Below are 15,142 nucleotides of genomic sequence, written 5' to 3'. Positions count from 1 at the left end.
TTGTTTTTCTTTTCTTTGTTATTCTTAATGAGGAATGATTTAACAAGTTAAACAAGGCTTCCTGCATGTTGAATGGCCCATTTGTGCTGGCGATCGATCAGGGTACGAGTAGTACTAAATCCGTCATTTTTGATGATGCAGGAAAGGTGGTAGCTCGCGGGAGTGAGCCATTTCGAACTGCGTATCTCGACGGCGGGCTGGTGGAGCAGGATCCGGAGGAAATTTATACGAATGTCCTCGCTTCTGTGTCCAAATGCATTGCTGATCTGACGTCTAAAGGTGGACGTATACAGGGTATCCGTTCGTGCGGGATTTCTAATCAACGCGAAACTTTTGTGCTTTGGGATCGTGACGGCAGGCCGTTGCATAATGCGGTGGTATGGCAATGCAAACGCTCCACATCCGTATGTGAACAGCTTCGTGCAGCAGGTCTGGAAGAAACGATACGGCGGAAAACCGGCCTGTTGGCTGATCCTTACTTTTCAGGCTCCAAGGTGATCTGGCTGAACTTGTATAATGAAGCGGTGAAAAACGCCATTTTGGAAGATAATGCATATTTTGGAACTGTCGATACCTGGTTGCTTTACAAGCTGACGGGCGGAAAATCTTATCTCACGGATCACACCAATGCCTCGCGGACGCTTTTTTTCAATCTCGAAACGCTTTCGTGGGATAACGAGTTGGTTCAATCGTTCGGGTTGGACGGGCTGCAATTGCCAGCTATACAGTCATCTTCGTCTTACTTTGGCGATACTGATTTTCAAGGTTTACTACCAAGCCCGATACCCGTTACCGCTATGATCGGCGATTCGCATGCTGCCGCTTTCGGCGAGGGTTGTTTCGGCCCCGGCATTGCCAAGGCTACTTTGGGAACAGGTTCATCGATCCTGATGAACATCGGTCCGCAGCCCAAGCCTTCGCAGCAAGGAATGGTTACCACGATCGGGTGGAGCGCGGGCGACCGCGTCGAGTATGCATTAGAGGGGGTGATCGTGACGTGCGGGGCGACAATAGAATGGCTGAAAACGCATCTTGGACTGTTCAGCGATGTTCATGAAACCGAATCGATGGCACGTTCGGTAAAGGATAGCGGCGGTGTTTACCTGGTTCCGGCGTTCAGCGGGCTGGGTGCGCCGCATTGGGACATGAATCGCAAGGCGTCTATTACGGGTCTGACATTCAATTCCAACAAAAATCATATTGTACGCGCAGCTCTGGAATCCATTCCTTACCAGATCAAAGACGTGATCGTAGCGATGGAATCCGACACAGGCATTGCCTTGCAGGAGCTTAAAATCGATGGCGGGTTGACATCCAATGGCTTTGTGATGCAAATGCTGGCGGATTTGCTGGAAAAGCCGGTTACCAATCTGGGTTTTCCGGAGGTCTCCGCATTGGGTGCAGCCTATCTTTCCGGATTGTATTCGGGGGTGTATCCAAGCATCGATTTCCTGCAAAAACTGAGTGAAAATCACTCGTCGCTGTCGCCTGAAATGCCCAATGATCTTGTAAAGTCAGCCTATCGTGGCTGGCAGGAAGCGGTGGGCACTCCTGCTCAGGTTTTTATAACACATTAACTATGAAGTATTTATTTTCTTTTTTGCTCTTAGTCTGGAATGTAATGCTTGTATCCGCTCAAAATCAGGTTGAGCGGTGGGAACGGTTCGAAGTGACTTTGACTGGGCCGCAGGCGGGTAATCCGTTTGCAGATGTGAATTTGTCGGCCGAGTTTACAAATGGCAGTGAAAAGGTGAAAGTAGCTGGTTTTTACGATGGAAACGGTCAGTATAAAATCCGTTTTATGCCAAAGCAAACCGGTGGGTGGAAATATAAAACCATTAGCAATAACAAATCACTGAATGGTAAAACGGGTGGATTCACATGCATTGCGCCCGGAAAGGATAATCACGGGCCCGTACAAGTTGCTGACACCTACCATTTTAAATATGCGGACGGCAAACGTTATTATCCTTTTGGTACGACATTGTACGCCTGGACGCATCAGCCCGAAGGTTTGGAAGAAATCACCCTGAAAACGCTGAAAAACGCACCTTTTAACAAGGTCAGGATGTGTGTTTTCCCAAAATACTACTCACACGTTGAAAGTGAGCCGCCGTTTTATCCCTACGTGAAGAAATCCGAAACAAAAGACGCGAAAGGTAAGCCGAAGTTCCAGTGGGATTTGTCGCAGTTTGAGCCTGCATTTTTTCAGCATCTGGAAAAACGGATCGATGACCTGAAAAAGCTGGGGATCGAGGCGGATGTGATTATTTTTCATCCCTATGATAAGGGGCACTGGGGATTTGACAGTCTGGGTAAAGAAAATGACCTGAAATACATTCAATACCTCACGGCCAGGTTGAGTTCTTTCCGGAATGTTTGGTGGTCGATGGCCAACGAGTTCGATTATATTAAAACAAAACCGCGGGCGGATTGGGACATTTATACAAAGGCCGTGGTGAATGCGGACCCTTACGGCCACCTCTGTTCGATCCACAACGGCAGTGTTTACTACGACAACTGGAAGCCGGAATTTACACACGTCAGCATTCAGAACGGTTCTACGGTGGAGGATTTTGGCCGGGCGACTTTGCTAAGGGATGTGTTTTTCAGGCCGATGGTTTACGACGAAGTGTGTTATGAAGGCGATTTGCAGCAACGTTGGGGACATCTGAGCGGGGAGGAGATGACCGAGGCGTTCTGGCAAGGCGTGATCGCGGGTACGTATGTAACACATGGGGAAACTTATAAAAATGTGGGTGACACCATTTTCTGGGCAAAGGGCGGCAGGCTGATCGGCAGCAGTCCGGCCAGGATCGGGTTTCTGAGAAAGATATTGGAAGAGGCACCAGGGCCATTGGAGCTGTCTGATCCATGGAAGGATCACCAGACTTCGACCGCAGACAGTAGTTATTACCTGATTTATTTTGGCAAAAACATGCAGCCAGAATGGGAATTCAATTTGCCACGTAAAGGAGGGCCAAGAGCCGGTCGTAAGTTTAAGGTCGAGGTAATCGATACCTGGAATATGACGATCGACGAGCGGCCGGAGATTTTTGAGGCAGCCGAAGCTGCTGATTACCGCATATTTGATAAAAGGCAGACTTCGATCCGTTTACCGGTGACACCTTACCTTGCCTTGCGTATCAGGGAATATAAACCCTGAGAAAGACTTTGATTGGTTAACATAGATAGTAAAGGATTAAAAAGACCGGATCATGTCCGGTCTTTTTTTAGTAGTGTATTTTATTAAATTTCGAAATAAATCGAATATAAACGAAAGTATATGACTATTATCGCCTGCTTTATGGGGTATCAACTGCGTGTTCCATAATTCCAATATGAAGCCAATAACATTAGGATTGATCCACACTTCGGCTACGCTTGTGCCCATTTTTCAGCAATTGTGCAATGAGTATTTGCCTGGTGTAAACCTGTTTAATATCGTCGACGACAGTCTGATCAAGGACGTTATCGCGAAGGGAAAACTAACGCCGGCTACCGCCCGCCGCGTGGTCGATTATGTGTCATCGGCCGAAGCAGCGGGTGCCGACCGCATTTTGGTGACTTGTTCATCAATCGGGAGGGCGGTAGAGGCAGCGGCGGCGCTGGTCTCCGTGCCGGTACTGCGCGTCGACCAGCCCATGGCCGACCTTGCCGTTTCAAAGGGCCGACGCATCGGTGTGGTGGCAACGTTACCTACGACATTGGAACCGACTGCCGACCTTGTGAAACGCCGCGCGCAAGCAGCTGGTAAGGAAATCGAACTGACGAGCAGATTGTGTGAAGGGGCTTTTGATGCGCTTATGGGCGGTAATCCCGAGCTGCATGACCAGATGGTTGCACAGGCTTTGCGTGAATTGTCCAGTCAGGTGGATGTGATCCTGCTTGCGCAGGCCTCGATGGCGCGGGTTGTCGATACTTTATCCGAAGCGGAAAAAACGGTACCTATTTTGGCCAGTCCGCCGGAAGCGGTACGATACCTTGCTTCTGTTATCAATCAGTTGAAATGATGCTGGTAATCAGAAAGATATGTTTGGTGCTGGCAGTGCTGGGGCTCGGACTGCTATTGGTTGCCTGGTTTACCGGATCGGGTGAGTTATTGAAAGCCGCGGCGCTGGGTACTGCGGTTGCGTGGGCAATAGGCATTGGTGCGATACCATTTTTGCGTGGTTACCAGTACACCGTCTGGATTGCCGCGGCCGTAGTGGCCGGCATGACTTACCCGCAATCTATCCTGCACATCGGTGATTTTGATTTGAGAAATAAATGGCTGATTCTCGTCGTAGTGCAGTTTGTTATGTTCGGAATGGGCATTCAAATGAGCCTGCGCGACTTCTCTGAACTCGCTACTTCCGGTAAAGGTGTGCTGGTAGGTTTGTGCAGCCATTTCACTATTATGCCATTGACGGGCTTTGCATTGACCAAAGTCTTCCACTTCGATCCTGAAATCGCTGCGGGTATCATTTTACTCGGCTCCTGTTCGAGTGGGCTGGCTTCGAATGTGATGGTCTACATCGCACGGGCAAATCTGGTGCTATCGGTAGCCGTTACGGCCATGACAACACTCGCTGCGCCGTTTCTTACGCCTTTTCTGATGAAAATCCTGGCGGGGACGCTCATTCACATCCGCTTTCTGGATATGATGATGGAGATTATCAAGATCGTCATCGTGCCCATTGGCGCCGCATTGATTCATGATTTTTTGAAAACAGCCACACCCCGCGGTCGACGTAATCTTTACGCGGCGGCATCGTTCGCGCTCATTTGGCTCGGGGCGTTGCCGCTGGGATTATGGTCGTGGTTCGCAGAAAGTGTTTCCGAAGCCGGGTTGCAATCGCTGGAAGTGCTTTCGTTTTTTGCGGGTGCCGTGTTAGTAGGGTTAGTTTATCATTTAATTACCCTGTCATTCAAGAGCCTCGACCGATATATGCCCTACGTTTCGATGTTCGGCATCATCTATTTCACCACTGTAACAACGGCTGCTGGGCGTGACAATCTGATGCAGGTCGGATTTCTGCTCTTTTTTGTCTCAGTCGTGCACAATTCGGCAGGGTACTTCTTTGGTTACTGGCTGAGTCGGCTTTTGGGACTCGATAAGGCGTCTGCCAGAACAATGGCATTCGAAGTGGGTTTACAAAACGGCGGAATGGCTTCCGGGCTTGCCGGGACAATGGGTAAACTCGGGACCGTAGGGTTGGCGGCAGCGGTTTTCAGTCCATGGATGAATATTTCCGGGTCGATTCTGGCGAATTATTGGCGGAAGAGAGAGATTGAGAAGCAGAATGGAGAGGGGAGTGTGACGGAAAATGTCAAAGTGCAAACGCCGTAAAATCGACATGTTTGTAAAATTGGCTCTGTCGCGCTGCATTTAGTTCTTCGGGATCAAAATTTCCAGCTCCGAGTTCGGAGCGCAGTAGGTAAATAAGGTGTGGTTTTAACTCGGGGAGATCTTTGGTAACTATTTCAAACACCATTTCGTAGTCGATGCCTGTATAATCATGGGCTACGCGGTTCCGCAATCCTCTGATTTGTTGAAACGGGATGAGGGGATAATTGTTTCTTAGGTTTTCGGACAATCTGTTAGCATGCTCGCCAATGTTAATGATTAGCAACAAGCTTGCATTGAACTGCATTTGATCGTCCTTTTGAAAGAACTCAATTGCACTTCTGAATTGATCTGTATAGACTTCAATTTTTCCGATCGACTCCATAATTACCAGTATCGGTAAAAGGTCTCGCGAATCAGCGTGTGACATACTTCAAATCTTTACGGGCACGGTAAATGATGATTGGATCCGCGAATTTTTCTGGGACAAGATCTATTTTAATGTTCAGGATCAATTGTAGCTTGTTCTTTAATTCTTCACGGACGCGATATTCCATATTTTGTTCGAGCAGGATATCGATATCATGGTATTTTTCACCTCGGGCGAATGACCCGAATAATCCTAGCCTATTGATCCCGAATTCCTCGAAAACCCTTTCCTTTCTCAGTATCGATTCCAGTTCCTGTAAAGTCATAGCGTTTTTTTTTTCGAAATATACCAAATTGTAACTTCAAAACTTACCAAGTCTCACCACCTCAAAATACTCCTCCCCTCCAACCTGTCCGCCCTTAAACACAACCTCCGACCCGTCCACAGCCGCCCCAGGCGCAAATGCGAGGCATAGCGGCGCGCCGGGGGATAATGGGGTCATCATACTCACTGCCTTAATGCCTAATGCGCGTGCGACAATCCCGGAGGTATCCCCGCCAGCGATTACAATTCGATGTAAATTCGTTGTGGAGGCAATTTCGCGTGCGATTGTGCCTAGTGCGCCGCCATATAATGTAGCGGTTATGGATTGGATATCGGTTGCATTTAATCCGTTCCGTTTTAGGATTTGATGTGATTGAACAAATCTGTCATCCTGCGTGCTTTTGCTGGTGTGGATGATTACACTTTTCCCTTTTCTGATCGATTGAATGCCTCTTTCGATGTCATCGGCAAATGTCTGATCGTGCGTTCCAGCGGCAATGGCTGGTGTGTCTAAGGCAATTTCTTCAAAACCATTGGCCAGTGCATAATCAATTTGCCGGGCCGTGACGGGAGAGCAGCTTCCAGAAAGTACGAGTAATGGCGAAGCCTCGCCCGGTTCAGGCCATGCAGCGGGTGGTTGTATGATTCCCTGATCTTTCCAGAAACCTGTCAAGGCCATTTCAATACCGGATGAGCCGACGGAGAAATGCGGTTTGTCAGGCGTTCCGAATCGGTCGATCAGCTCGCCGATAGTACGCATCTGGTGGTCATATAATGCATCGAAAAGAACAATATCGTTGTTTTGGACGCAGTTTTGCAGCGCAGCTAACGCAATGTTTTGATCGCCTTGGATTTGCAGGATGTCGATGAGGCCGCAGGATTTTTTGGTTTGTTTAGCCAAATGCATTCGCAAGTCACTTTCATCGGCTGGCGTGGTTGGGTGCTTGCTCATGCTCGGGTGGCGGTCGAGGCGGTGGATCTGGCCGTCGCTGCCGATGCCCATTCTGGCAAACAGATTCCCGAATGCGCAATAGCGGCCCAGTGGCGGCGCGGCTACGACGAGCGATATAAAATCCGACCGGAATATTTCAGCACCTACATCAATAGCTTTACCAATGCTGCCGATTGTCGGCGATGAATCGAAAGTGGAGCATACTTTATAATGAATGTGCCTTGCGCCGGACCTCCGGAGTCTTTCGAATGCAGGGCGAAGTGCTTCTTCCATTTGTGCGGGCGCCATAGCGCGTGTCATGCCTGCAATGCCGAATGCCTGTATGTCGGGGAAGCGGGCGAGGTCTTCGGGGCCTGGCGGATCGATGAACAAGGCGGTTCGGATTCCCGCACGTTCCAGGATTTCCATGGTGTCGGTAGAGCCGGTGAAATCGTCGCCGTAAAATGCCAGAAGGATATTAAGGTCGCTCATGCACGGTTAAATTGCAGTTTGCCAAATTTTTCAACAGACTGGCCGAACTCCTTGTACTGTCGTGCCGCTTCTTCGAGCGACAGTCCGTTCACCGCCCCTTCCCATGCTTGCTGCAAGGCGGTTACGCCCGCTGCCGAACCACCCGGATGCGCCATAATGCCGCCACCGGCCATGTAAAGGAGTTCGGTGGTTTGGGTACGACGGTAAGTTTCGAATGCCTGTCCACCCCATTGACCGGATGAAACTACCGGCAAGACCGGTTTGCCGAGTAGCGTCGGATCGAGGCAGGACACGATCGACCGGACCACGGAATCGTCTGATTCCCAGAATTTGTTTTGAATGCCATTCACGTGTAGCTGGTCTACACCGGCAAGCCGCCAGAGTTTTTGGTAGGCCGGAAATTCGATTCCCAGCAATGGATGACGGTTAAGCATTCCCCAGCCGTTTCGATGACCGTGGATCGCCAGTTGACCTAAATCGCAAATACGTTTGGCTGCCGAAAGGCCTACACTATTGAGGCTGATCATCGCACAGGTCCCGCCCGATTTCACCACATATTCATATTTACGGAGCATGGGCTCCATTTCATCGCTGATATTGAATGCGTACATCACCTTTTTACCGGTTCGGTCGGCGTGACGGTTGATGACCGCCATGACCGCCTCTACACGGTCTTCGAAGCGCGAGTTGGCGGTTGAGGCCATCAATTCATCATCCTTGACGAAATCGATACCGGCTTCGGCTAGCGCGCGGACAATTTCGGCGGTTTGCTCGGGTGTAAGCCCTATGCTGGGTTTTACAATGGTGCCTATCAGGGGCCGCCCGGGCACGACTTTCGTTAGGGAGCGGCAACCATCGATGCCGAAGTTGGGGCCGCGGTAATGGTTTGCATAAGATTCGGGGAAATGGATGTCCATCAATTTAAGCCCAGTGAACTGCGTAATTTCATACAAATTCCCCTGTAAGGTCGAAACGAGCGTCGGCAGGTTATAGCCAAAGTTTTCGATTGACCAGGATACTTCCACGTATGCGCGCCGGTATTGTCCATCGGGCGATGGCGCACCGGGCATCGCAGGTTCGAACACGGTTTCCAGGAGTTCGATATGCTCCACCCGGGCAGCGAAACGGTTTTTGAGCTCCTCGGTCTCGCCTGGTACTGCCACAAATGTTCCCGATGACTGTTCACCAGCCAGTACCGCCGCCGCTTTCTCCACTGCGTGCGGGGTTTCGATGTAGTACTGTGCCTTGATTCTTTCCATTTATTTCCTGCGGATCTATTTATGCTTGCGAATGTAGTTCTTTTTGATTCGAATGAAAGGCCTATAAGTTGGTTTTTTACGCATCGACAAGTAACATAAATCAGTTTTTACCAATTTTTTATAAAAATAAGTCATTAAATACTTTCAAATATTTTTTTAAAATAAAATTGTTCATACTTTTCGTAAAAATTAGAATATAAAAGAAATAAAAAGAAAATCACATCTTTCCCTAATCGTTCGAAATGTCTATGAAACAACTCTTACGCATCATTCTGGCGTGTTGGCTGGTAGCCCCGGCATTGCATGCGCAGACACTGTCGGTCAAAGGCAGGGTAACGGGTGTGAACGATGCCGACCCGCTTCCGGGTGTGAGCGTCGTGATCAAAGGTACGCAGCGTGGTACTACAACGACCTCCGACGGGACATTCCAGATCGACGTGCCCGATCAGGCTACGGTGCTGGTATTCAGCTTTGTCGGGTACAAGTCGGTTGAAGAGACGGTCGGTGCCCGCACCGAAATCGGCGTGAAGCTTGTGCCGGAAAACAAATCGCTGGAAGAAGTGGTCGTGGTCGGCTATGGAACGCAAAGCAAGCGGGCGGTAACGGGGTCGGTGATTTCCGTTAATTATGACAAATTCAAAGACCGTTCATTCAGTAATGTTACCCAGTCGCTGGCAGGAACATTACCGGGTGTCAATATTTCGCAGTCGCAGGGAGCGCCGGGGGCTTCGCCGGTCATCAAAATCCGGGGGATCAGCTCGATTACGGCAGGTACCAATCCGCTGATCGTGGTCGACGGGGTGCCGCTGGAAAACTTTAACCTGAACCTTATTAATCCGCAGGATATCGAATCGATCGAGGTATTGAAAGATGCTTCATCGGCAGCTATTTACGGTTCGCGCGGGTCGAGTGGGGTAGTGATTGTGACAACAAAAACCGGTAAGCCGGGCAAGGTGAATGTGAGTGCGAATGTTGAATATGGCTCGCAGAAGGTGACGCGCCGAGTGAAAATGATGGACGCGCAGCAATATATCGAGACTTACATCGATGCTAAAAACAATGCATGGACGGCACAGGGAGGGAATGCGAGCGACCCGAACAGCGCACGGCCAGCCACTTTACGCATCCCCGAAGATTTCACCAGTAATCCCCAGCAATTCGGCAAGGGTACCGACTGGCAGGATGTAATGTTCCGTACCGCGCCTTCATTTAATGCACAGTTAACGGTAACAGGCGGTACCGAAAAGACCCAGTATATGTTTTCAGGAGCTTATCTGGATCAGACTGCCGTGCTGGATGCGAATTACTATAAGCGTCTTTCCTTACGATCCAACCTCAAAACGCAAATCAGCAAGCGGCTTAGCGCAGGTTTGAATATCGGTATTACTTCCATTTTCGACCGTACGGAAGGTACGCAGGGCAAAAGCGATGTCATCAGCCTTGGTTTGCAAAGCGATCCGATCTTCCCGATCTACAACGAGAATGGCAACCTTGGTTTCCGTGACCCGAACTCGACCTGGTTCCGCTTTACATCTTATGCCGACATGAACCTCTGGCACCCGTACTCGCTCACCCGTGAGGCCGAAAAGGGAAGAAAATCGTTCAACACCCTGGCTACGGGCTATCTGGAATATGAAGTGATCGATGGCTTGCGGTTCCGCACGAGTTTGAGCGGTAACCTCTATAACATGCGAAGCAATTTTTACTGGAAGGATAAGCAGGCTTATGGCTACTCGGCAGTACTTGCGGCGCAGGGCAATGCAGGCGATGCCTACATGCTGAACTGGTTGAGTGAGAATACATTGGCATATGATAAAAAAATAGGGGAACATTCCGTGACCGGCCTGCTCGGCTACACCAGCCAGAAGCAGCGCGACGAAACCATGTACGTGGCTGCGAACAATTTCCCGAACGACCTTGTACAAACTTTGAATGCAGGCACAGTGACCGCAGGTAACACCACGGCCAGTGAGTGGTCGTTGCTTTCGTACCTTGCCCGTGTCCAGTATAATTTTAAAAATCGCTATTTCCTGACGGGCGCCCTGCGTCGTGATGGCATGTCGCGGTTCGGAGAGAATAACAAATGGGGATATTTTCCTTCTGTTTCAGCCGGTTGGTTGCTGTCCGACGAGGCATTCATGTCGGGTGTGACGGCGGTTAACAATCTGAAACTCCGTGCGAGTTATGGTGTGACGGGTAACAACCAGATTCCCAATTACGGTGCGATCAGCCTGCTTGCCGCTGCGCAATATGTGAATGGTGCAAACCTCGCTAATGGTTTGAAAGTGAGTAGTCTGGCAAACCCGGATTTGAAATGGGAGAAAACCAATCAATTCAATGTCGGCGTGGATCTGGGTCTTTTTAATAACAGGATCAATCTCTCGGCCGAATTTTACAACTCGGTTACCCGTGATATGCTGCTATTTGTGCCCGTTCCCGACATTACCGGTTTTTCGACACAGTTGACAAACATCGGTAAGATGCGCAACCGCGGCGTGGAATTGAACATTTCCTCCAAGAACCTCACCGGTGCATTCACCTGGGCGACGGATTTTAATATTTCCAGAAACCGCAACAAAGTGCTGCAACTCGGATCCGGTAATGCGCCGATTCAGTATGTCGACAACGTCGTGACCGTTCGTACCGAGGTAGGTCAGCCTGTTTCGAACTTCTACGGCTATATTTTCGATGGTGTTTTCAAAAATCAGGCGGAAGTGGATGCTTACCCGCACCATGCGAGCACTACGCCGGGCGATCCGAAAGTGCGCGATGTAAATGGCGATGGCAAGATCACCGATGGCGACCGGACTATTTTGGGCAATTATCAGCCGGACTTTATCGCGGGAATTACCAATACGGTGGGCTACAAAGGTTTTGAGCTGTCGTTCCTTTTTCAGGGCTCATTTGGCGGAGAGATCGCTAACAATAATGTGCGTTACCTCGGCACCTGGGACAACGGACGGAATTTCTTCGAAAGCATGTACAACTACTGGCGTTCGGAAAGCAATCCGGGCGATGGCAAGCATTTCAAGCCATCGGTGAATTACCTCGGTTTGCAAAAGCAGTTCTCTTCGTATTGGGTTGAGGACGCGTCGTTTGTGCGGTTGCGGAATGTGCGGGTGTCTTATTCGCTGCCTGCGAAATGGGCCTCGAAGCTGAAAACGAGTAGTGCAAGGGTGTATGTAAATGCAGAGAACGTCCATTTGTGGAGCAAATACATTGGGTATGATCCCGAGAACACCACCTATGGAACGACTTCCTATTCGAGCAGCATGGAAACGTCAAGCGCGTATAGCAGCGGCAACGCACCGGTTCCGGGAGCATTTCAGGGGGTTGACTACGGGTCGTATCCTTTGCCTCGGGTGATTACTATTGGGATTAAGGCTGATTTTTAAAAGACAAGAAATGAAAAGATACATCAACTCCATAGCCCTCGCAGCGTTGATAGCCACAAGTTGGAGCTGCAAGGATTCCTTCCTCGAACTGGCACCGGTTTCGAACCCCAGTGCGGAAAATTTTTACAAAACAAAGTCGGATTTCGACATCGCCACCAATGCGGCCTATAACACGCTTTACACCGTGTACCATCCGCAGGGCCCGGTTTCTTATGCCGGTGAGCTGATGTCGGATAATGTGACGATCTTCAACATTTCGGGCAATCAGGCCGATAAATGGCAATTCCGCGACTACACGCTGGCGCCAGCGAACACCATGGTATACCAGTTCTGGCAGGACTTCTACCGGTCGATCTACAATATCAATATCATTCTCGACAAGATCCAGAATGCCGACCTCGACGCCACTTACAAGGCGCAAACCCAGGGCGAAATGCTCTTTTTGCGCTCGTTGTATTACTTCAATATGGCCCAGCTTTGGGGTGATGTGCCGCTGGTAACCCGGCCGGTAAGCGCGGCCGAAGCCTACGACATCCTGCGTACGCCAACAGCGGAGATCTACGCCCAGATCGTCAAAGATCTCGCCGAAGCGAAATCCAAACTGCCGGCAACGTCGACCATCACAGGCCGGGCTACGAAGGGTGCCGCGCAGACGTTGCTGGGAAAAGTGTACCTGACCATTGGGGACAAAACCAACGGCGTGAAGGAGCTGAAAGAAGTGTACGACAGCAAACAATACGACCTGCTGCCTGCATACGCATCGCTTTGGGACCCTAAAACCAAGAATACCAAAGAGTCGATTTTTGAAATCCAGTTCCTCGGCGGCTCGGCAACGGCACCTTACAGCAACTATTACCTCGAATTTTTCCCCAATTCCAATGCCTTGGGCTTCTACGGCGCGGGGATGAACCAGGTGGTGGAAGATGTCTGGAATGAGTACGAAAAAGGCGACGGTCGTCGTGAAGCGTCGATCGACACCGGCTTTACCGATGCGAAAGGCAATTTTACCAAAGCCAAATTCCCTAAGAAATGGCAGGATAAAACGGCTCCGCTGATCAATCAGAATATCGCTGCCAATAACAATTTCATGGTGCTGCGCTATGCCGATGTGCTGCTGCTGCTGTCGGAAGCCACCGGTGACGCCACTTACCTAAACCACGTACGCAAACGGGCCGGGCTGCCATTGTACGGCGAAAGTGGTTATCCTGCTAAATACAGCACATTGGCACTGGCCGTAGAGCACGAGCGCCGCGTGGAACTTGCATTCGAATTTCACCGCTGGTTTGACTTGAAACGGACCAACCGCGTAGTCGATGTGCTGACTGCAAAAGGCAAACCCGTAACTCAGAACAAGCTGGTTTTCCCTATCCCAAACATTGTGCGGGACCAAAATGCGAAGATCACTCAGAACGCCGGATATTGAGAGTTCATGAGTTTAGAGTTCATGAGTTTAGAGTTTATGAGTTTAGGGGTTCGTGAGTTGAGAGTTTATGAGTTCTTAACCTTTAAATTCTCAACTATAAACTCCGTACTATAAATTCTATACCCCCAAGATTTAGACTCCTGGACTCCTGGACTCCTAGACTCATGAACTCATAAACTCAAAAAAACTCATGAATATTAAACTTCTAATCCTTCTTTGTGTCGGCCTTATCGTCGGCACAAAGCCTGTTTTTAGCCAGTCGAAGACATTAAAAGTATCGGAAAACAGGCGGTTCTTTACCGATGGACAGGGAAAACCATTTTTCTGGCTGGCAGATACCGGCTGGCTGCTTTTCACGCGCCTTAGCCGCGAGGAAGCGGATCGCTATCTCACTGATCGGCAACAAAAAGGCTTCAATGTGGTGCAGGTAATGGTGGTCCAGGCGTTGCGATCGGTGAATGTCTATGGCGACTCAGCTTTGATGGACCGGAACCTGGGCGCGCCGAATGTGACGGAAGGCGCATCTTTTGAGGACCAGCTGCAATACGATTATTGGGACCATGTCGATTACATTGTCGACAAGGCAGCGGAGAAAGGCATGGAAATCGGAATGGTGCCCATTTGGGGTAATGCGGTGAAAAACGGAAAAACCAGCGCGGAACAAGCCAAAGCATACGCGCAGTTTCTAGCGAGGCGGTACCGCGACCGTCCCAATATCATTTGGATCAATGGCGGCGATATTCAGGGCGATGTCGTCCCTGAGGTCTGGGAGGCGATCGGCAGCACGCTGAGGGCCGAAGATCCGAATCACCTTATTACATTTCATCCGTTTGGAAGAATGCAGTCTTCAAAATGGTTTCACGATCGCGACTGGTTGGATTTCAATATGTTCCAGTCGGGACACCGCACTTATGCACAGGATAACGAAGCCAAAGATTTGCGGTACGGCGAGGATAACTGGCGCTATGTCGAAGCTGACTACGCCCGCCAGCCCGTAAAACCGGTGCTCGATGGGGAGCCTTCCTATGAAAATATCTGGTATGGCCTGCACGATAAAACGCTGCCGGTGTGGACGGCCGATGATGTTCGGCGATATGCCTATTGGTCGGTGTTTGCAGGTGCATGCGGTTTTACCTACGGGAACAATTCGGTGATGCAAATGCGCAAACAACGTGTTCAACCTGCCGCAGGACAGGCTAGCGCTGGCATTCAACAACCTGCTCTTTCCGTTACTGAGCCGAAAGTCGCATTATGGGACGAGGCGATCAACGACCCCGGTGCGGGCCAAATGATGCATTTGAAAAACCTCATGCTTTCAAAACCTTACTTCGATCGCGTGCCGGACCAATCACTTCTCGCAGAGAATGGCGAGCGTTATAATCGCCTGCTGGCAACACGTGGGAAGGATTACGCATTGATATATACCTGGAATGGTCGTGAAATGAAGGTGAATATGGGTAAAATCGGCGGTAAACAGGTTACCGCAAGCTGGTATGATCCACGGATTGGCAAACTTTCGAAAATTGGAAAAACAGAAAACAAAGGAATCAAAACATTTAACCCTCCCGGAGAGGTTAGAAATGGAAATGATTGGGTTTTGGTTTTGGAAAAATAGCGCT

11 protein-coding genes are annotated in these 15,142 nt (G+C 49.8%); 7 read left to right on the top strand and 4 right to left on the bottom strand.

Going from position 1 to position 15,142, the window contains the following annotated elements:
- The first annotated feature begins 65 nt into the window (after window positions 1-65).
- The 4 genes from LZD49_RS26025 (at window position 66) to LZD49_RS26010 (ending at window position 5,332) form a co-directional block, all read left to right on the top strand.
- The gene (locus tag LZD49_RS26025; protein ID WP_234670623.1) at window positions 66-1,577 is read left to right on the top strand and encodes a glycerol kinase GlpK; all 1,512 of its coding nucleotides are present in this window, start codon (window positions 66-68) and stop codon (window positions 1,575-1,577) included.
- A 2-nt stretch (window positions 1,578-1,579) separates the two neighbouring features.
- On the top strand, window positions 1,580-3,166 hold the full coding sequence (locus LZD49_RS26020) for a DUF5060 domain-containing protein (RefSeq protein WP_234670622.1): 1,587 nt from the start codon (window positions 1,580-1,582) through the stop codon (window positions 3,164-3,166).
- 175 nt (window positions 3,167-3,341) lie between these two features.
- Window positions 3,342-4,013, top strand: a complete 672-nt coding sequence (locus LZD49_RS26015; RefSeq protein WP_234670621.1) for an aspartate/glutamate racemase family protein — start codon at window positions 3,342-3,344, stop codon at window positions 4,011-4,013.
- Window positions 4,010-5,332, top strand: coding sequence for a bile acid:sodium symporter family protein (locus LZD49_RS26010; protein WP_234670620.1), 1,323 nt, complete (start codon window positions 4,010-4,012; stop codon window positions 5,330-5,332). The genes LZD49_RS26015 and LZD49_RS26010 overlap by 4 nt, the downstream gene beginning before the upstream one ends.
- Here the strand turns inward: LZD49_RS26010 and LZD49_RS26005 are convergent.
- From LZD49_RS26005 to LZD49_RS25990, 4 genes are read right to left on the bottom strand one after another with little or no spacing between them, the layout of a single operon-like run.
- Window positions 5,313-5,759, bottom strand: a complete 447-nt coding sequence (locus LZD49_RS26005; protein WP_234670619.1) for a DUF86 domain-containing protein — start codon at window positions 5,757-5,759, stop codon at window positions 5,313-5,315. The two genes, LZD49_RS26010 and LZD49_RS26005, sit on opposite strands and share 20 nt — an antisense overlap.
- Window positions 5,746-6,024, bottom strand: a complete 279-nt coding sequence (locus LZD49_RS26000) for a nucleotidyltransferase family protein (RefSeq protein WP_234670618.1) — start codon at window positions 6,022-6,024, stop codon at window positions 5,746-5,748. Before LZD49_RS26000 ends, LZD49_RS26005 begins: the two co-directional genes overlap by 14 nt.
- Before the next feature lie 36 nt (window positions 6,025-6,060).
- Window positions 6,061-7,446 (bottom strand): four-carbon acid sugar kinase family protein, encoded by a 1,386-nt coding sequence (locus LZD49_RS25995; RefSeq protein ID WP_234670617.1) that lies wholly within the window; start codon window positions 7,444-7,446, stop codon window positions 6,061-6,063.
- On the bottom strand, window positions 7,443-8,705 hold the full coding sequence (locus LZD49_RS25990) for a ribulose-bisphosphate carboxylase large subunit family protein (protein WP_234670616.1): 1,263 nt from the start codon (window positions 8,703-8,705) through the stop codon (window positions 7,443-7,445). Before LZD49_RS25990 ends, LZD49_RS25995 begins: the two co-directional genes overlap by 4 nt.
- A gap of 248 nt (window positions 8,706-8,953) precedes the next feature.
- Here LZD49_RS25990 and LZD49_RS25985 point away from each other — a divergent pair, with 248 nt between their 5' ends.
- From LZD49_RS25985 to LZD49_RS25975, 3 genes are all read left to right on the top strand, one after another.
- The gene (locus LZD49_RS25985) at window positions 8,954-12,100 is read left to right on the top strand and encodes a TonB-dependent receptor (RefSeq protein ID WP_234670615.1); all 3,147 of its coding nucleotides are present in this window, start codon (window positions 8,954-8,956) and stop codon (window positions 12,098-12,100) included.
- Window positions 12,101-12,110: 10 nt separating this feature from the next.
- Entirely contained in the window at window positions 12,111-13,523 is a 1,413-nt protein-coding gene (locus LZD49_RS25980) for a RagB/SusD family nutrient uptake outer membrane protein (protein ID WP_234670614.1), read from the top strand.
- 190 nt (window positions 13,524-13,713) lie between these two features.
- Entirely contained in the window at window positions 13,714-15,138 is a 1,425-nt protein-coding gene (locus LZD49_RS25975; protein ID WP_234670613.1) for a glycoside hydrolase family 140 protein, read from the top strand.
- The last annotated feature ends 4 nt before the right edge of the window (window positions 15,139-15,142 follow it).

Source organism: Dyadobacter sp. CY261, from assembly GCF_021440085.1.
Classification (GTDB): Bacteria; Bacteroidota; Bacteroidia; order Cytophagales; family Spirosomataceae; genus Dyadobacter.
Note: the sequence above shows the minus strand (reverse complement) of the source record. Positions and strands in the feature narration are given on the sequence as shown.